Origin of the sequence: Vibrio jasicida 090810c (assembly GCF_002887615.1) — a bacterium.
Lineage (GTDB): Bacteria > Pseudomonadota > Gammaproteobacteria > Enterobacterales > Vibrionaceae > Vibrio > Vibrio jasicida.
On record NZ_CP025793.1, the window covers coordinates 478,255 to 494,910 of the forward strand.

Annotated in this window: 15 protein-coding genes; 10 read left to right on the forward strand and 5 right to left on the reverse strand. The window is 46.3% G+C overall.

Features of this window, described 5'->3' with window-relative positions:
* Positions 1-373: 373 nt before the first annotated feature.
* The 4 genes from C1S73_RS19760 to C1S73_RS19775 all read left to right on the forward strand — a co-directional run bounded on the left by C1S73_RS19760 (position 374) and on the right by C1S73_RS19775 (position 4,865).
* Complete coding sequence (locus C1S73_RS19760) at positions 374-2,632, forward strand: ribonucleoside-diphosphate reductase subunit alpha (RefSeq protein WP_038869025.1); 2,259 nt, start codon at positions 374-376, stop codon at positions 2,630-2,632.
* Positions 2,633-2,684: 52 nt separating this feature from the next.
* Complete coding sequence (locus C1S73_RS19765; protein WP_005447479.1) at positions 2,685-3,617, forward strand: ribonucleotide-diphosphate reductase subunit beta; 933 nt, start codon at positions 2,685-2,687, stop codon at positions 3,615-3,617.
* 25 nt (positions 3,618-3,642) lie between these two features.
* Positions 3,643-3,885, forward strand: a complete 243-nt coding sequence (locus tag C1S73_RS19770; RefSeq protein ID WP_170946226.1) for a glutaredoxin family protein — start codon at positions 3,643-3,645, stop codon at positions 3,883-3,885.
* Between the two features lie 491 nt (positions 3,886-4,376).
* Positions 4,377-4,865 carry a GNAT family N-acetyltransferase gene (locus C1S73_RS19775; protein ID WP_005441955.1) on the forward strand — a complete coding sequence of 163 codons (489 nt, stop codon included), beginning with the start codon at positions 4,377-4,379 and terminating at the stop codon, positions 4,863-4,865.
* A 100-nt stretch (positions 4,866-4,965) separates the two neighbouring features.
* Here the strand turns inward: C1S73_RS19775 and C1S73_RS19780 are convergent, their stop codons facing one another.
* Complete coding sequence (locus C1S73_RS19780) at positions 4,966-6,261, reverse strand: alpha/beta fold hydrolase (protein WP_038869027.1); 1,296 nt, start codon at positions 6,259-6,261, stop codon at positions 4,966-4,968.
* A 253-nt stretch (positions 6,262-6,514) separates the two neighbouring features.
* Between C1S73_RS19780 and C1S73_RS19785 the strand changes: the two genes are divergently transcribed.
* Complete coding sequence (locus C1S73_RS19785) at positions 6,515-7,681, forward strand: D-alanyl-D-alanine carboxypeptidase family protein (RefSeq protein WP_038869028.1); 1,167 nt, start codon at positions 6,515-6,517, stop codon at positions 7,679-7,681.
* Between the two features lie 103 nt (positions 7,682-7,784).
* On the opposite strand, the gene C1S73_RS19790 is transcribed toward C1S73_RS19785, so the two are convergent.
* On the reverse strand, positions 7,785-10,442 hold the full coding sequence (locus C1S73_RS19790; RefSeq protein WP_038869029.1) for an alpha-amylase family glycosyl hydrolase: 2,658 nt from the start codon (positions 10,440-10,442) through the stop codon (positions 7,785-7,787).
* Between the two features lie 129 nt (positions 10,443-10,571).
* Positions 10,572-12,008, reverse strand: a complete 1,437-nt coding sequence (locus C1S73_RS19795) for a helix-turn-helix domain-containing protein (RefSeq protein WP_038869180.1) — start codon at positions 12,006-12,008, stop codon at positions 10,572-10,574.
* A 195-nt stretch (positions 12,009-12,203) separates the two neighbouring features.
* On the opposite strand from C1S73_RS19795, the gene nfsB reads away from it, so the two are divergent.
* Both nfsB and C1S73_RS19805 read left to right on the forward strand, forming a co-directional pair.
* On the forward strand, positions 12,204-12,857 hold the full coding sequence (gene nfsB, locus C1S73_RS19800; protein WP_038869030.1) for an oxygen-insensitive NAD(P)H nitroreductase: 654 nt from the start codon (positions 12,204-12,206) through the stop codon (positions 12,855-12,857).
* Positions 12,858-12,862: 5 nt separating this feature from the next.
* A complete protein-coding gene (locus C1S73_RS19805) occupies positions 12,863-13,153 on the forward strand; it encodes a putative quinol monooxygenase (RefSeq protein ID WP_038869031.1) in 291 nt (96 codons plus the stop codon).
* On the opposite strand, the gene C1S73_RS19810 is transcribed toward C1S73_RS19805, so the two are convergent.
* Positions 13,150-14,079: a LysR family transcriptional regulator gene (locus C1S73_RS19810; protein WP_009697990.1), complete on the reverse strand. Its 930-nt coding sequence runs from the start codon at positions 14,077-14,079 to the stop codon at positions 13,150-13,152. The genes C1S73_RS19805 and C1S73_RS19810 overlap by 4 nt on opposite strands.
* A 132-nt stretch (positions 14,080-14,211) precedes the next feature.
* Between C1S73_RS19810 and C1S73_RS19815 the strand changes: the two genes are divergently transcribed.
* Positions 14,212-14,430, forward strand: a complete 219-nt coding sequence (locus C1S73_RS19815; RefSeq protein WP_005429327.1) for a VF530 family protein — start codon at positions 14,212-14,214, stop codon at positions 14,428-14,430.
* 164 nt (positions 14,431-14,594) lie between these two features.
* Here the strand turns inward: C1S73_RS19815 and C1S73_RS19820 are convergent, their stop codons facing one another.
* On the reverse strand, positions 14,595-15,047 hold the full coding sequence (locus C1S73_RS19820; protein WP_005453229.1) for an acyl-CoA thioesterase: 453 nt from the start codon (positions 15,045-15,047) through the stop codon (positions 14,595-14,597).
* Positions 15,048-15,256: 209 nt separating this feature from the next.
* Here C1S73_RS19820 and C1S73_RS19825 point away from each other — a divergent pair, with 209 nt between their 5' ends.
* Both C1S73_RS19825 and C1S73_RS19830 read left to right on the forward strand, forming a co-directional pair.
* Positions 15,257-16,021: a ferredoxin--NADP reductase gene (locus C1S73_RS19825; protein ID WP_038869033.1), complete on the forward strand. Its 765-nt coding sequence runs from the start codon at positions 15,257-15,259 to the stop codon at positions 16,019-16,021.
* A 120-nt stretch (positions 16,022-16,141) separates the two neighbouring features.
* The gene (locus tag C1S73_RS19830) at positions 16,142-16,585 is read left to right on the forward strand and encodes an RDD family protein (RefSeq protein WP_038869181.1); all 444 of its coding nucleotides are present in this window, start codon (positions 16,142-16,144) and stop codon (positions 16,583-16,585) included.
* Positions 16,586-16,656: the final 71 nt, after the last annotated feature.

Below are 16,656 nucleotides of genomic sequence, written 5' to 3' on the forward strand. Positions count from 1 at the left end.
ATACGGACAAACTATGCGGATATTTTCAGTCATGTTTCCCCGGCGATTTTTTCAACAAATTTCAGCGCGTAGCATTGGAAATTAAAGGGTATGAAAATTTGAACTAGATCACATTTGTTGTTCTTTTCTAGAAATGAACTAAGTTAATGAAAATTAAAACTTTGTGGAAAACTTCATCACTTTATCAGGTTTGCGGTGCTTGTCTCTGATTGCTGCTCCTGTCGAGCTTGGTGTCGGTGTCAATATGTTTCCTGACCCTCTCTATCGTCAGTTCTAACTTTTAAAAAACTCACTTGTAATGATAACTATTATCATCTAGATCTATTGCGTACATATGGTGCTCAACATTTAAACTACACACAAGATATAGATTATGGACGTTATAAAACGAGATGGACGGAAAGAAAAAGCCAGTCTAGATAAGGTGACTCGAAGAGCCGAAGCGCTGGCTGATGGACTAAAAGTTGAACCTATTGCGGTTGCACAACGCGTGGTAAGCGGTTTGTACGACGGCATTAAGGTGACGGAAATCGATGTATTCCTCGCTGAAACGGCAGCAAGCCTTGCGACGGAACACCCTGATTATGCCAAGCTTGCAGCTCGCGTGATGGTGAGTTCTCTGCAAAAAGAAACCAGCGGATACACCACTGCGACACGTGAGCTCGCTGAAATCGGTATTCTTTCCGATGCTTACGTCGATTTTGTTGCCAAGAATCAGTTTGCGCTCGAAGAGATGATTGACTACAAACGCGACTATCAGTTTGATTATTTCGGCTACAAAACTCTCGAGCGTTCCTACCTATTGAAAGTAAAAGGTGTGGTGGTTGAACGACCACAAGATATGTTCATGCGCGTGGCAGTCGCTGTCGCAGGTGACGATCTTGAAGAAATTCGAGAGCTATACGATTTGTTCAGCCTTGGTTACTACACTCATGCTACGCCAACGCTGTTTAATGCTGGCTGTAAGATGCAGCAACTATCTTCGTGTTTCCTATTGGCGATGCAAGAAGACTCCATCAACGGCATTTACGACACCCTCAAAGATTGTGCACTGATTTCTAAATCGGCGGGCGGCATTGGGCTACACATCCACAATATTCGTGCGACTGGGGCGCCAATTATTGGCACTAACGGTGTGTCGAATGGCATCGTGCCAATGCTCAAAGTCTTCAATGAAACGGCTCGCTATGTCGATCAAGGTGGCGGTAAGCGCAAGGGCTCGTTTGCGGTTTATCTGGAACCTTGGCATGCGGATATCGAATCCTTCCTCGATTTACGTAAAAACCACGGTAAAGAAGAGTTCCGAGCTCGTGATTTATTCCTTGCTCTATGGGTGCCAGACTTGTTCATGGAACGTGTTGAAAACGACGCGGAATGGACTCTGTTTAGCCCACACAATACCAAAGGTTTGTCTGATTTATACGGCGCTGAATTTACTCAGAAGTACCAAGAATACGAGCGTATGGGCTTGGGCGTGAAGACCATAAAAGCCCGCCAATTGATGACGCAAATCATTGAGTCACAAGCCGAGACGGGTACGCCGTACATGCTCTACAAAGACGCGTGTAATGAAAAGTCGAATCAGAAAAACCTCGGCACCATCAAGTCGAGTAACTTGTGCGCAGAGATCATGGAAGTGTCGACGCCAGATGAAACGGCGGCTTGTAATTTGGCGTCCATGGCACTACCTAAGTTCGTTACAGACGCGGGGTTTGATTTCGACAAACTTCATCAAGTCACCAAAGTCGCGATTAAGAACCTCGACCGCGTTATCGATGTGAACTATCACCCAACCGATAAGATTGAAAAATCGAACCACGCGCATCGTCCTGTTGGTTTGGGTATCCAAGGTTTGGCGGATGTGTTCTTCAAAATGCACCTTCCATTCGATAGCGAAGAAGCATTGCAGCTTAACCGTGACATCGCGGAAACCATGTATCACGCGTCCCTTGAAGCGTCTTGTGAAATCGCGGCGCAAAAAGGCGCGTACTCTAGCTATGACGGCTCACCAATCAGTCATGGTCAGTTCCAATTTGATCTGTGGGGTGAACAACCAAGCAACCGCTGGGATTGGTCACAGCTCAAGCGCCAAATCGCAGAGCATGGTGTGCGCAACTCGTTACTGATTGCTCAAATGCCAACGGCGTCGACAGCGCAAATTTTAGGTAACAACGAAGCGTTTGAAGCGCAAACCAGCAATATCTATAAACGCCAAACATTGTCGGGTGAGTTCATCATCATCAACAAACATCTGGTCAGCGATCTGGAGCAGCGTGGTCTTTGGACGAGCAAAATCCGTGACGCCATTATTCTTAATAACGGTTCAGTACAAGGCATCGATGCCATTCCAGACGATCTTCAATCCGTGTATCGCACCGTCTGGGAAATCTCTCAGAAAGTGATCATTGATATGTCGGCAGCTCGTGCCCCGTTTGTTTGCCAATCGCAAAGCCTCAACTTATGGCTCGCATCACCAACGTTCGCCCAAATTAATGCGATGCACTTCTACGCGTGGAAACGTGGTTTGAAAACCGGCATGTACTACTTGCGCTCCAAGCCATCGACGAATGCGGTGAAAGTCACCGTTGGTCAGCAAAGTGAAGATGAAGATTGCCTAAACTGCGGCGCATAAACCGATTTCGTTAATTAAAAGTATTCACATCAACCGAAAGTAAGGAAACGGTATGATTGTTAAAAACAAATTTAGCTTGTTCCCCATTCAATACGAAGAGATTTGGCAAGCGTACAAAACTCACGAAGCGGCTTTCTGGACGACAGAAGAACTCGATTTTGCTCAAGATCTTGCTGATCTTGCCAAGCTGACCGAAGGCGAAAAGCACTTCATTCGACATGTGTTGGCGTTCTTTGCTCAGAGCGAAGGGATGATCAACGAGAACTTATTGACTCGATTTTATGGTGAAATTGAAATCGCAGAAGCGCGCTGCTTCCTTGCTTTGCAGGCATTTAATGAAGTCATTCACGCAGAGACTTACGCGCTGCAACTCGAAACTTACATCCCCGATGTTGAAGAGCGTGAGCGTTTGTTCAATGCGATTGAAAACGTCCCGACCGTGAAGCGTAAGGCGGAGTGGGTAATGAAGTGGATCTCTTCCGATAAACCATTGGCAATGCGTTTGATCGCTTTTGGTCTTGTGGAAGGTTTGTTCTTCGCTGGCAGCTTCTGTGCCATTTACTACTTCCGTAAACGTGGTTTGTTGGCAGGCTTGGCAGCAAGTAATGACTTAATCGCTCGTGATGAAGGGTTGCACTTTAGCTTCTCTGCGCTGCTATTCAAAACCTTGGGGCAGGGTAAAGTGACGCAACAAGAGTTTGAAGAGATTTGCCGTGAAGCGGTTTCGATTGAGAAAGAGTTTGTAACGGAAGCCTTACCAGTGGACTTGATTGGTATGAATGCCGAACTGATGTGCCAATACATTGAGCACACTGCCGATGTTATCGCTGGTTTGTTTGGTTTCAACCCGATCTTTGGTGCGGAAAATCCATTTGATTACATGCGCTTATTGGACATGGAAGGAAAGACCAACTTCTTCGAAAAACGCGTTACTGAGTACAAACGACCTCAAGATCGCCAATTGAGTTTTGATGCGGATTTCTAACGGCAAGGAATAGCAGAGAAGAGTGATGAAAATAGAAATGTACAGCAAGGAGCAGTGCTCCCAATGTGAAACCGCAGCAATGTGGTTGCAAAATCAGGGCTTCAACGTGGCAACGCTCAAGTTGGATGTGGAGTTTGATCGGGAAACCTTGTTCGCGTTATTCCCAACCGCAAGAAGCTATCCGCAGTTTATGCTCGATGGCGAACCCATTGGCGATTTCAGTCGCTTAAAATCCGCACTCGCTTTTGAGCAAAGTGCCGCTTTCTAAATTATGTATACCCAAGTAACCTCGAGATGCTAGGTTCAGCGAGACTGACTTGGTTTGTAGACGCGGCGGCGATTTAAAGGTTTAGTGGGTCTAAATCAAGAATCGGCAACAAAGTATACAAGCCAAGGCAGCTCGCCCTTTGGGAGCGTGTCATTGACCCGATTGCTGCGTCAAACAACTTGGAAATAGCTGGCTATTACACTGCGTTGTTTTCCTTGCTCTCGAATCAATGACAACGCTCTGAATCCTGCATCTTGAAGTCACTTGGGTATAACCCCTTTTATTGAGAAAAGGGGATTTTCATTTCCACTTAAATTTTGTGGATGTTCAAATTATCAGTAAAAACTCGTAAAACTGTTGAAAACGTACTCGACATAAATGGTCGAAATTTGTACTGTTGATTCGCTTCACATTCCTAAAACTTCTTATCCGATAATCAGTTGAAGCAAAGATCTGTGCTTGATACAGGTCGGTTGGCAAAGGAATTCAACATGCAACAGTTTCATATCAGAAGACTAAGAGAAGAAGACGTCCCACTGTTGAAAACGCTCTTGGTCGAACTCGACACCTCTCATTATAATGCTGAGCCAGATTTCTACCGTTCTCCGGAAGAAATGGCGCAGTTAAGGGAAGATCGCAACATATTCGATAAATATTTTGATGGCAGCATCACGGCTTTTATTGCCTGTTCTAACCGACAGGTGGTTGGTTTTATCTCTGGCACCGTGCGAGAGGTCAACTCGATTCTCTCTCCAGAAAGACGTGTCGGTTATATCAATGAGTTGGTGGTGTCTGAAAGCCATCGTAACTTAGGTATTGGTTTGTCTTTGATGGATAAAATCGAGAGCGATTTGTGCAGCCAAGATATTGAAGAGCTGGGTTTAACCGTGGCGTCATTTAATCACGAAGGCGAAGATTTCTACCATAAGATGGGTTACCGCGTGATCACCAAAATGATGACCAAGCGAGTCAAAGACTAGCGCTAATTTAAACCTGAATCGAATCAAAAACGCCTCTCTATCTCGTGATAAAGAGGCGTTTTTCTATCTAGGTTTTTAGCGAATTCTGAGCGTTAGCCGTTTATTTTAACGTTGCTGCGGTTTGTTTACCCATCGCAATTAACTTGTCGAGAATACGCTCACCATCTGCGCGAAGACCGTTGTGCTCATATTCATTGGTGATCCAAGCTTTTGAGTTTGGCATTGCAGCGAGTGTTTCGCGGCTAATGTCCATTTCTACAAACATATCGTCGGCATAGACGGCGCAGCTCACAGGCACCTTATTGTTTGCCAATTGCTGCGCATCGTATAACGGCGTCCAATCGGTTTTCTCTGCCAGTAATTCTGCAACTTCTTTCAGTGGCTTTAAGTTTACGTATTGATCGAACATCCAAGGGAAGACCATTTCTCCAGTGAAGTAGAACGACTTACCTTGTTCGTAATTGAACGCGTTGTGTTCTTGGCGCACTCGGTGTGCGCTCCATTGAGAAGCAAACCCTTGGCAGTAAATTGATTCGTGCAGAATCGCGTAAATTGGATTGGTCTGGAAGTTTTGTTGTGCCAACATGTCGTTGAGGAATTCATAACGAAGCTGAGGTTTACCGTTCACTTCAATCAAGGCACTTTCTAGCCAGTAATAAGTTGGCAAGAAGGTATCACTGACACCAAAGTTAATCCCAATTTGTTGGAATTGTTCGACAGTAAAACGCTGACCATTTGGCAGAAACTCTTCGTGCTCCAATAAGTGATTGGCAATGTTTTGGCACAGTTGCTGCGCTTGTGGGAATTGCTGGAAGAAGGCTTGGTTCTTCTCCATGGTGCGCTTAAAGGTTGCTTGATACACATCATCGGCATGACGAGAAACCGAAGGTACACCACCTGTGATGTAGCTTTGCAGCAGGCTGTTCGGGAACAGCGATAGATAAGTTAGTGAACAGAAGCCGCCAAAGCTCTGCCCTAAAATCGCCCACTTCTCAACCCCAAATTGTTCACGGATAAATTCCGCATCGCGAACAATGTTGTCTGCGCGGAAGTGGCTTAAGTAGTCAGCCTGTTGCTTCGGCGTGAGGTGCGCAAGCGTCTGATGATTGATCACGCTGCTGTTGCCAGTGCCGCGTTGGTCGAGCAGCAATACACGATACTCACTCAGTGCGCGTTTTATCCAACCGTTGTTTCCGTTTGGACGAGGAGAAGGGAAGCCCGGACCACCTTGAAAATACACTAACCATGGTTTGTCGGAGTCTTCATCGCCGACTAAACAAACGGAGCGAGCGAAGACGTTGATCGTGCCTTTGCTTAGATCTTGGTAATCCAGTGGCACGGTAAACGAGTGGGGCGTGTAATGCAGTCCTGCGTCGATAAATGATTGAGCGTTCATTGTTATGGTCTGTCCTTGTTTATAGTCGCTTTACGATATCGAATTCCTTATTAGAAACAATAGATTTGTTGTAAGAACTCAATTTTTGAAGCGGGAAAGGCAAGGAATGGCACTCAAAACAGAAACTCTTCGATCTTTCCGTGTTGGTATGCACTGAGTGAACTATGATCTGATAGGTGCAGTTTAGACATCACTGTCTTACCGTTTTTATGAAACGAGACATTTGGCGGTCATTGACCATGGAGGATGCTTGATGAACACGTCACTAACCCGAATCACGCTCGCTTGTTTATTACTACAGACCATCAGTGCCCCTGCATTGGCAGTCGTAACGCCGAATCCGCCTCAGTTGCAGGCAAAAGGCTATGTGTTAATGGACTTTCAGTCCGGTGCCATCATTGCTGAGCAAAACGCGCGTGCCGGATTAGCCCCAGCCAGTTTAACCAAGCTGATGACCGCTTACGTCGTGGGGCAAGAAATCAAATCTGGGCGGCTTCAATGGGATGATAAAGTGACGGTGAGTGAGAACGCGTGGTCAGCCAAATTCCCAGACTCCTCAAAAATGTTTATCCAACCCAAAGATGAAATCACCGTTGCCAACCTAATGCGTGGTGTGATCATTCAATCTGGTAATGATGCTTGTGTGGCGCTCGCCGAACACGTTGCCGGTAGTGAAGGGGCGTTTGTCGCCTTGATGAACGGTTGGGCAGATAAGCTCAGCTTGAATGATACCTACTTCGTTAACTCGCACGGTCTGGATAGCGAGGGCATTCAAACTTCTCCTAACGACATGGCGACGCTGATGCAATCCATCATCAATGACGTGCCTGAAGTCTATGCGCTTTATAGTGAAAAGGTATTTAAGTGGAACAAGATCACCCAATACAACCGCAATAAACTGTTGTGGGATAAATCGATGGATGTCGATGGCGGCAAAACGGGCTACACCAGCAATGCTGGTTACAGTTTGGTCAGTTCTGCTAAGCAAGGAAAGATGCGACTTATCTCGGTAGTGATGGGGACACCAAGCAAACAGTCGCGTATTAGCCAGTCTAAGAATCTACTCAGTTATGGCTTCCGCTTTTATGACACCAAACAAGTGGCAAAACAGGGCGAAGTTCAGGCGAGTGCAAAAGTTTGGAAAGGCGATGTCAGTGAGATTGATTTGGGTTTTGCCCAAGATGCGTACCTGACGCTCCCTCGCTCTCTAACCGCTGGTTTAGACAAGAGCGTGGTCGTGAATGAGCCGCTGATTGCACCTATAGCAAAAGGGGATGTGGTTGGTAAAGTCGTGTGGAAGAGTGACGATAAAACCGTGGCGAGCTATCCGCTGGTGAGTAACCAAGCAGTGGAAGAGGGCTCGTGGATTGGGAAGTTATGGGACAGTTTGGTGCTGTGGGTGAAGTCGTTGTTTAATTAGTGCAAGGGCAAGTTTCGCAATAGTGATTTCAGAATTTCAGACAAAGAAAAGCAGCTCGAAGGTGAGCTGCTTTTTGCTTTCGCGTTTATTGGGGTTTCAGTGATTATTCAGACAAGGTGATGATTGGTAAGTCATCCCAAATCTTACTCTCATCCGATGCGCCGCCAGAGAAGTTCCAAGGACCTTTGTCTTGTTCCAGTGGACGGTAAGTGGCAGACAATCCATCCAAGTCCCAAGTTGTCACATAGAATCGAATACCATCCAGTGAATCAGGTCGACCCAGCGCGTCACTCGCGAAGTCCATCGAAATGGTGTTGTTGGCTTTGTCTACCGTCACCATTGGTGCCGGCGTTACTGCTTCGCCCCATGTTGTCGCGTTTGCGCCTTGGGTGTTGTAAATCGAGCTTTGCCAGCCGAAGACCACTGCATTGCGACTCCATGTTCCGCTTGGCATAGAAGCGTTGATCTTTGGCAGTTCCGTTAGGTTGGTTGCTGCTTCTTCCGGTAAATCAATGAAGATGGTGAAACCAACGTGGTCAAAGCCGTTTGGCGGCAACCAAGTATCGGTGATCTTGTCCATGGTGAAGGTCAAGCGCACGTTACTGCCGACAGTAAATACCTCGGCTTTGTTGATTGCGAGTTGGCTGTTGTCTTTATCGAACGTTGGATCCGTTGGTAGCGAGTAGTTACCGTTAGGACCGCCCATGCCATCTTGCGCATCACCCGCGTCATCAATAGTGTCGTCTGGCGTGTTCGACCAGCTTAAGTCCGACACAAAGTTCACATCTTCAATGCCTGCTTTTTTCTCAGTGGAGTAAATCGCGAAGCGGTGTTGCTGCTCGCCAATCGCAAAGTGACGGGTAGATAAAGTCACGCTGAACTGACCGTCAGCACCCACGGTAATGGCTTGTGCGGTTTCTAGGTTACCGTCTACGACAAGGTTCAATTTCTCGTTTGCGTTAGCAGTACCAGCAATCACGATATCATCAGTGATGGTTTGTCCTTCCCAATCTTGCGCCAGTTGAATGTTGAGGTCTGGTGTATCTACCGATTGGGTGTCGTTAGTTTTCGAGTAAATCACGGCAGATTTGGCTGGTAGCTCTAGGGTTACGTGACCGTTTTCATCGGCGACTAGCTGCTCCGGAGCGTCTGCCCAATTTGACATGATTTGTTGTTGGAAGACGGTGCCGCCCGCTTGCTCTACATCGAGTTGGTTCATCAACATCGGGGAATTCGATGTGTTCATTACCACCAAGACTTCGTCGTTATCCAACGTTCGGGTAAAGGCGAACACACCAGCACCAGCTTTATCGCTGCCAATCACTTTCATTTCGCCGCGTGTCATGACTTTGTTTTCGGTACGTAACTTAGCAAGCTCTTGGATGAACAAGTACATCTCGCTGTTTTGATCGAATGAGTCTACGTAGTCGCCATCTTCACGGTAACCGCCGGCAAACATCGCATCGCGCGCTGCTGACATCGCCTGTTCTGTACCTTGGTAAATCACGGGGATGCCCGGTACCGCCATCATGGTAATCAGCGCTTGTTTCATATCGTTGACGCTGCCTTGCGATAGAAAACGCGGCATATCGTGGTTATCGATGAAGTTTGGCATGATGTATGGATTCGGGAACATCTCCATCATTTTCTCAAGACGGAAGCGTAAGTAATCGGTCGGTTGTCCTGCTGCAAACACGCGCGTCATGGTGGCTTGCAATGGGAAGTTCAACACCGAGGTTAACTGCTCCGGTGAGCCGCTTTCGCCGATGTAAGTCAGCATCTTCTCTTCGCCTTCGGTGTTGTAAGGCGTAGATGTTTCGAAGACTTCACCAAAGGTCAGGAAGTTATCGCGACCTGTATCAACCGCTTGAGTCATCACACCATCGTCGGCGTGCAGGAAGTCGTTCCAGAAATCGTGCTCAACAAACTTCACGGTATCGATACGGAAACCGTCAACGCCCACTTCGCGGATCCATTTACGGTAGCTCTCTTTTAGATAAGCGCGTACTTCAGGATCGGACGTATTCAGGTCATCCAGATCCGACAGTTGCCAGGTTTTTTCTTGTACTGGGTCGTTGTGGTCGGTGATGCTTGGCGTCCAGTGGTAAATGCCCGAGCCATCATCTTTACACTCATTCATGTTGAGCGGATAAGGCAGTTTTTGCCCTGCTGGCAGCGCATTTTCAATCAAGCGAAAACCTTGGCAAGGAAGGCTAGGATCGTAATTGTATGGGTCATCGTAAGTGAAGAAGTTACCTACATGGTTGGTCACGATGTCTTGAATCAAGAACATGTTACGAGCGTGCACTTCTCGCGCTAACGCTTGGTAGCTTTCCATGTCACCAAAGTGCTCATCCACTTTTTGGAAGTCACGCGCCCAGTAGCCGTGGTAACCGCCGTAGTTTTGCTCGGCATCCCACCATTGGTTTGCCACTGGCGGTGTAATCCAGATAGAAGTAGCGCCTAGGTCTTCGATGTAGCCCAGTTTGTCGCTGACACCAACAAGGTCACCACCACTGAATTTTTTGTCTGAGGTAGGATCGTATTCATTCTGACCTTGATCGTTAAGCGTGTTGTCGCCGTCGTTAAAACGGTCGATCATCAAGAAGTAAATGATCTGGTCTTGCCAATCAGGAGATGCCACGTGGCTTCCTGTATCTGCTGGTGTGGTTTCATCGCTACCACAGCCAGAAAGAGCTAAGGCGATCGCTAAAGGTAGTATTTTTATTTTATTCATAGGGTTAGGTAAGTTCTCAAACACGGTTTTTGTCTCCGTTATGCAGCAATGCGGAAACGATAAATCAAAGGTTTGAAATTGAGAGTGTCATTTTGCGCCAAAAGAGACGTGAAATGATGTCACGAAGTGCTGAATTTGAACTGTGCTACATATTTAACTGAGTGGTTGCACAATTGGGTATTGAATCGGGTAATGGTCTTTGGCTAACTCATTACCAGAATGATCATAGAGCCGGAATCGACACTGTTTAGCCGTTTGGGTGAGGGGAAGTTGTAGCGCCCAGCATGTGTAATCTTCTGCATTCTGAGTTTGGCTCATTGCGTGCGGAGCTGGCGCGTCACCCACGTAGCAATCGATTTTCGCCACGTCTTTTAATCGACAGGCGAGTTCCACAAACAAGGTGTAATGAGTGCCGAGTTGGATCAGTTGTCTTGTTGGGACTATGTATTCCGCTGCGCCAATTAAAAGCCCTTTAGAAACCACGTAATCACGCTGGTGGTTGTTATCAATGTAGCGCTCACCATCGACTTCATAACACAGTCTAAAGGTCAGTGGATGTGCGACAGGAAGCTCTGTCGTCGCCCATAGTTCGGTACCATTATTCAAAAAACGCTCGAAGAAGGCTGGGTAGCGACGCCAAGTGCCATCACGGTCTCGACACTCAACGGAGACCACTTTTTCAAACGCAATGTTATCCACTTCCATCCAGATTTTACCGACGGGTTGGTCAATGTCGTTATCGGCTAGAGTGTTCGCTTTGGCGTAGTACAAGCGGATGGGTTGGTTGTTGAGATGAGTGCGGTTATCCAAGCACTGCTGGCGATATTGCATTGGCGAAAACGGATACCAACGGCGAAAAGTTCGGTGGAAGTTGGAAGGTTCTTCATAACCCAACTGATAGGCGATTTGCTGCGTTGTGAGTTGAGTGTCTGCGAGTAGAGCTAATGCGTGCTTTTTCTTGGCAAAGTCGACGCATTGCGAATAGCTCATTTGTTTTTCTTGCAGGCGACGTTGTAAGGTGCGCTTGGATACGCCCAATTGCAGTGCGGCTTGGTCTAATTTCAGTGCGTAATTGCTGTTTTTGACGAACAGAGCATTAAGCACGCTCAACAATTCTGGCTGTTCAATTGGTTGGTGAGACAGGAGCAAATAAACATGTTTTACCAAGTCGAACACAACCGAGTTTTGCGTTGAGTTGGTTTCTTCTTCTAGTTCGAAATGAACAGAATAAAGCTCAGTGCTGTGAAGTTGAATGTGCAAAGATTTATTCAAACCTAGCTGTTCCAATTGCATCAGCAGCAAGTCATAAACCGATTCTGCCCAGTTTGGCATTTCAGTAGCTCTGCACTCTAGCCGCATCTGAACCTTGTTATCACTGTGTTCGAAAACAATGTACAAGCGACGGTCGAACAGCGAAACGCTTTTGCTCCACCACAACAGACCTTCACGCAGAGTCGGTGCCTCTTGCAACATCATACATTGCAAGGCAACCAGCTTTTCAATATGCCAATATTCGCCAGCAATTCTTAGGTGATTATGCCCAAGTTTTTTGCAGAGAAAGGGCGTGATGATGTTGTCTTGAGGCAGCATGAAAGTGGTTCGGTAACAGAGCAAAGGCGACATTATTGCTCAAACCGAGTGTTGCTTCAGTGAGAGTGCTCAAAGCTTGTTACATCGGCGATTTTCAAATTTATTTTGAAGATGTTTTTAACTGAAATCGGTTTTTCCCTGTAACTCATAAGGTTAAAGTGATAACCAGCATAAACTACTCGACTGGAGAACCCGATGGACATCGTTCAAGCTGCTAAATCTCGCTATTCAACCAAAGTCTTTGACCCAACTCGTAAGCTGCCTCAAGAAAAGATCGACGCAGTCAAAGAGCTGATTCGTTTTAGTCCATCGAGTGTGAACTCTCAGCCGTGGCACTTCATTCTGGCAAGCACAGAAGAGGGCAAGCAACGTATCGCAAAAGCAGCACAAGAGAACTACGCGTTCAATGCTGCGAAGATCCTAAACGCATCACACGTGTTGGTGTTCTGTGCTAAAACGGACATCGATAACGACTACATCGAAGCGCTATTGGCGCAGGAAGAAAAAGACGGTCGATTCCCAACCGAAGAGGCAAAAGCAGCGGTACGTGGTGGTCGTAGTTACTTTGTGAACATGCACCGTTTTGATCTGAAAGATGCCAATCATTGGATGGAGAAACAGGTTTACCTCAACGTGGGTACGTTGTTGTTGGGTGCTTCAACACTAGAAATTGATGCGGTGCCAATCGAAGGTTTTGATCCGAAAGTGTTGGATGAAGAATTTGGTCTTCGCGAAAAAGGCTACACTGGTGTTGTGATTGTGCCGCTTGGCTACCATGCGGAAGATGACTTTAATGCCAAGACGCCTAAGTCACGCTGGGAAATAGAAACTGTGTTTACTGAGATCTGATCAAGATGATTCATTTAGTCGCAGAAATTAAAGCGTACCCAGATAGTATCGACAACGTAACCAACTTACTTTCTGGTCTTTTAGAACCTTCTCGTGAAGAAGAGGGTTGTTGCCAATACGAACTGTATTTGGATCAAAAGATCGAAGGCTTGTTTATGTTCCAAGAAATTTGGGCATCGCAAGAAGCGTTAGATAAGCACTTACAAAGCCCACATATCGCGCAGTTTATCTCGACGCTAGAAGATAACGATTGGGTTGAATATTCTCAGATTCGCCCAATGATGTTTGTCGGCTAACCTTCTGAGCAGAATGTTGCCAGCACTTTCTTACGTTGCTGGCAGCATTTTTCATGAATGAATTCACGAAAAGTACGAATGGTTGGCGTCAGCAAACGACGATCGGCGCACACCATGTATAACGGTACTGGACCACAATCCCACTCAGGTAATACTCTTACTAACCTTCCCTCAATCAAATCTTGGCTGATGTCCATCAGTGATTTGTTGGCGATGCCTTTGCCTTTGATTGCTAAGCGATGGGATAAGTCACTGTCGTTGCTAAGTAGCTTGCCACTCACGACAACCTGTTCTGTTTCGTCTCCGCGAGTCAGCGTCCATTTGTTGTAAACCGAATCCGCCACCATGTAACACAAACAGTTGTGTTGGTTTAGATCTTCCGGTTTGGTCAGCACAGGATTATTTGCGACGTATTCTGGAGAGGCACACAGGATTCGCTCATTTGCGCCACACAATGCCAATACGACGAGATTAGAGTCAGCAGGTTCGCCGTAACGAATCGCGATATCGACGGGCTTGGTGTACATATCGGTTAAGCTATCAGACAGCTCTAACTTGATAGAGACGTTTGGGTAAACATCAATAAATTCATCAACCCAATCAAGCAGCATGTTGCGACCAAAATCAGATGGCGCAGTGATATGCAGCTGACCAGATAACTCGCCACGCGCGCTTGATATCTGATCTAACCCCTCTTGCAGTGTTGCGAGCGCTTGAGTGGTTTTGTCTAAGAACAGCTCACCCTCTGAGGTGAGGCGAAGGCTGCGAGTGGAGCGCACAAACAGCGGAAAGCCTATTTGTCCCTCAAGACGTTTGATCGATGCACTGATGGCTGCTGGTGTCATGTCCATGCTGTTGGCAGCTTTCGAAAAACTGCCTTGGCGTGCGGTTTCGACAAAGATATTCAGATCGTTGAGGGCTTTCATAATGAAAAGGGCTTTTAAGAAGTTTGGGCTACTATAGGGGAGAGTCGCAGGGCAATTCAAGGTTAAAACACTAGGTTGCGCGGCGAGTTTGAGTTAGATTAGCGCGCAACTTCACTTTACTGGATCAATAGCATGAGCCAACAGCAGCCGAATAACCCACTTCACGGGTTGAGTTTAGAAAAAATCCTTACCCGTTTAGTTGAGCACTTCGGGTGGAAAGGAATGCATGAGCGCGTTCGTGTTAATTGTTTTCAGAAAGATCCTTCAATCAAATCGTCGTTGAAGTTCCTGCGCAAAACGCAGTGGGCAAGAGATAAAGTGGAAGCGCTGTACATCGAGACGTTCTGCTAATTGGATTTGGTGCACGTCTAAAAGAGAGATTCCGGATGGCTCGCTAGAATGACACAACTTTTCTCATCGCATAGGCTGGAAGAGTACCTCTGCGTCATTCCCGATAGCGACGAAGGAGCGCAGTCGGGAATCTCGATTCTAATCTCTCGCTTCTCGCCTCTTTATTACTCCAAATGATGCGTACTGCCCACGGTGCCTTCCAAGTCTAAAATCGACTGGCGAACGTGGTCTGGAATCGCGGCTTTCACATTGTTCTTAAAATCAAACATCACACCAGTGGCGGTCGCGATGGTCGCAATCTTGCCCCACTTCTTACTCAGCACTTGGTATTCCATCGTGATGCGATCTTCTTGCATGTCGATTACGCGTGAGCCAATCAAAAGCGTATCTGGAAACGTAACGGGTAGTTTGTAGCGGCACTGGGTTTCACTTAAAACCGGACCGATGTGAGACGTCTGCAAATCTACCAACAGATTAATCTTGTTGAAGTAGTCCAAACGCGCAGTTTCGAAGTAACGAAAATACACCGCATTATTGACGTGTTGCAGGGCATCCATCTCTCCCCAAGCGACTTTGATTTCCGTAATCACTGGGAATTCTTTTAATAACGTATCCATTACTCATGTTCCTTTTTCATCGACGTTGCCGCAATTTGCCAAGCGACTTATCACTTTGAGTATTTATTCTAGATGGAACTGATTAAAATGTAATAAAATTGTATGTAAAGTGTGAAATGAATTAGATGCTTATTTTTGTAAACTAAAAACTTTACATAGTCAGTTGTGAGGCGTAGGTTTAAGTAAGCGTAACCAAAAGGAGATGTCCAATGACAGAACTGAAAGGTTTCAATCTTGCCAAAGTAGAAAAACGAATCGACTGGACAGGTGAGCTGTTCAGTTTACGAGTTTCCGGAGCGCCTCTCTCCTTCAAAGCCGGACAATTTACCAAACTTGCACTACTCGACGAACAGGGTAATCCCATTAGCCGTGCATACTCGGTAGTAAATGCGCCCAGTGAGCAGTTTGAATGGCTTGAATTCTTAGTCGTCGCGAACCCAGAAGGGCAATTGACGCCAAGGCTACAGCAGCTTCAATCCGGCGATAGCATTTATGTTGGTGAAACGGCCCATGGCGATCTGATCCACGATACCATTCCCAAACACGCAAACGATCTATGGCTGCTTTCCACGGGCACAGGCATTGGTCCATTTCTCTCTTTGTTAGACGACATCAATCTACTGCCACACAGCGATCATATTGTGCTGGTGCATGGTGTGCGTTACGAAAGAGATTTAGTTTACAAATACCTGATAGAGCAGCTCCAACAGCGATATGAAGGTCGTCTTCGTTATGTACCGATTGTCAGCCGTGAGAGTCTTCCGGGTAAGCTTCAAGGCCGTATTCCAGATCTGATTGCGTCGGGAGAGCTCGTTAATCGCGCTGACTTACCGTTCTCTAAAGAAAGTAGCTTTGTGATGATGTGTGGTAATCCGGAGATGATCAAAGACACCTCTCCAGTACTGCAAGAATTAGGGCTTGATAAATACCGAGCGAGAACGGGTGGCAATATCATTTACGAAAGGTATTGGTAAGCTTTGACTGATTTTTAATCCATCTCACTTCTGAGAGAGGTTCACAAATATCACATCTCACAATTGAGCACTTTGTGGTCCATCCCTAGAATGCATCAGCTTGCATTTCAGGGGGGAAGTATGTGGTGTTCAATTGCCAGTAAACGGCGCAGATTTATTGGTGGGCTGATTGATTTAATGCTTGTGACAGGGATAGTGCTACTTATTGCTCTCACGATCAATTCCCTCATTAATGGCTTCGAACTTTCTTTTCGTGAAAATCTTCAACTCGTTAATGAGACCAAAGCAAACTACGTCCTAACAATTCCGATGTTAATGATGATGAATTGGAATTTATTGCGTGACGGCCAGACAATTGGCATGCGTTTAGTTGGGATTAAAGTGGTGATGAGTAATGGCCATGATACGACGAAAGTCACTGCTTCATTGCGATTATGCATGGGCTACTTGATAGAAATGCTTATTCCATATACGCCGTTAGTGAATTTGCTGTTGCTGATTCTTCACCCGCAAAGGCGACTACTGCACGATTTAATTTCCGGAACTAAAGTTGTGAACTGTTAAAACATTTCAGATTTCGCCTGTTTCATACAGAGTTGCGAGCGACTCACCTTTCCACAACCCTTCTCTAGCGT

Bases quoted from the DNA above. Each gene is read 5' to 3' on its own strand.
- C1S73_RS19760 (WP_038869025.1), top strand. From the start codon at position 374: ATGGACGTTATAAAACGAGATGGACGGAAAGAAAAAGCCAGTCTAGAT.
- C1S73_RS19765 (WP_005447479.1), top strand. From the start codon at position 2,685: ATGATTGTTAAAAACAAATTTAGCTTGTTCCCCATTCAATACGAAGAG.
- C1S73_RS19770 (WP_170946226.1), top strand. From the start codon at position 3,643: ATGAAAATAGAAATGTACAGCAAGGAGCAGTGCTCCCAATGTGAAACC.
- C1S73_RS19775 (WP_005441955.1), top strand. From the start codon at position 4,377: ATGCAACAGTTTCATATCAGAAGACTAAGAGAAGAAGACGTCCCACTG.
- C1S73_RS19780 (WP_038869027.1), bottom strand. From the start codon at position 6,261: ATGAACGCTCAATCATTTATCGACGCAGGACTGCATTACACGCCCCAC.
- C1S73_RS19785 (WP_038869028.1), top strand. From the start codon at position 6,515: ATGAACACGTCACTAACCCGAATCACGCTCGCTTGTTTATTACTACAG.
- C1S73_RS19795 (WP_038869180.1), bottom strand. From the start codon at position 12,008: ATGCTGCCTCAAGACAACATCATCACGCCCTTTCTCTGCAAAAAACTT.
- nfsB (WP_038869030.1), top strand. From the start codon at position 12,204: ATGGACATCGTTCAAGCTGCTAAATCTCGCTATTCAACCAAAGTCTTT.
- C1S73_RS19805 (WP_038869031.1), top strand. From the start codon at position 12,863: ATGATTCATTTAGTCGCAGAAATTAAAGCGTACCCAGATAGTATCGAC.
- C1S73_RS19810 (WP_009697990.1), bottom strand. From the start codon at position 14,079: ATGAAAGCCCTCAACGATCTGAATATCTTTGTCGAAACCGCACGCCAA.
- C1S73_RS19815 (WP_005429327.1), top strand. From the start codon at position 14,212: ATGAGCCAACAGCAGCCGAATAACCCACTTCACGGGTTGAGTTTAGAA.
- C1S73_RS19820 (WP_005453229.1), bottom strand. From the start codon at position 15,047: ATGGATACGTTATTAAAAGAATTCCCAGTGATTACGGAAATCAAAGTC.
- C1S73_RS19825 (WP_038869033.1), top strand. From the start codon at position 15,257: ATGACAGAACTGAAAGGTTTCAATCTTGCCAAAGTAGAAAAACGAATC.
- C1S73_RS19830 (WP_038869181.1), top strand. From the start codon at position 16,142: ATGTGGTGTTCAATTGCCAGTAAACGGCGCAGATTTATTGGTGGGCTG.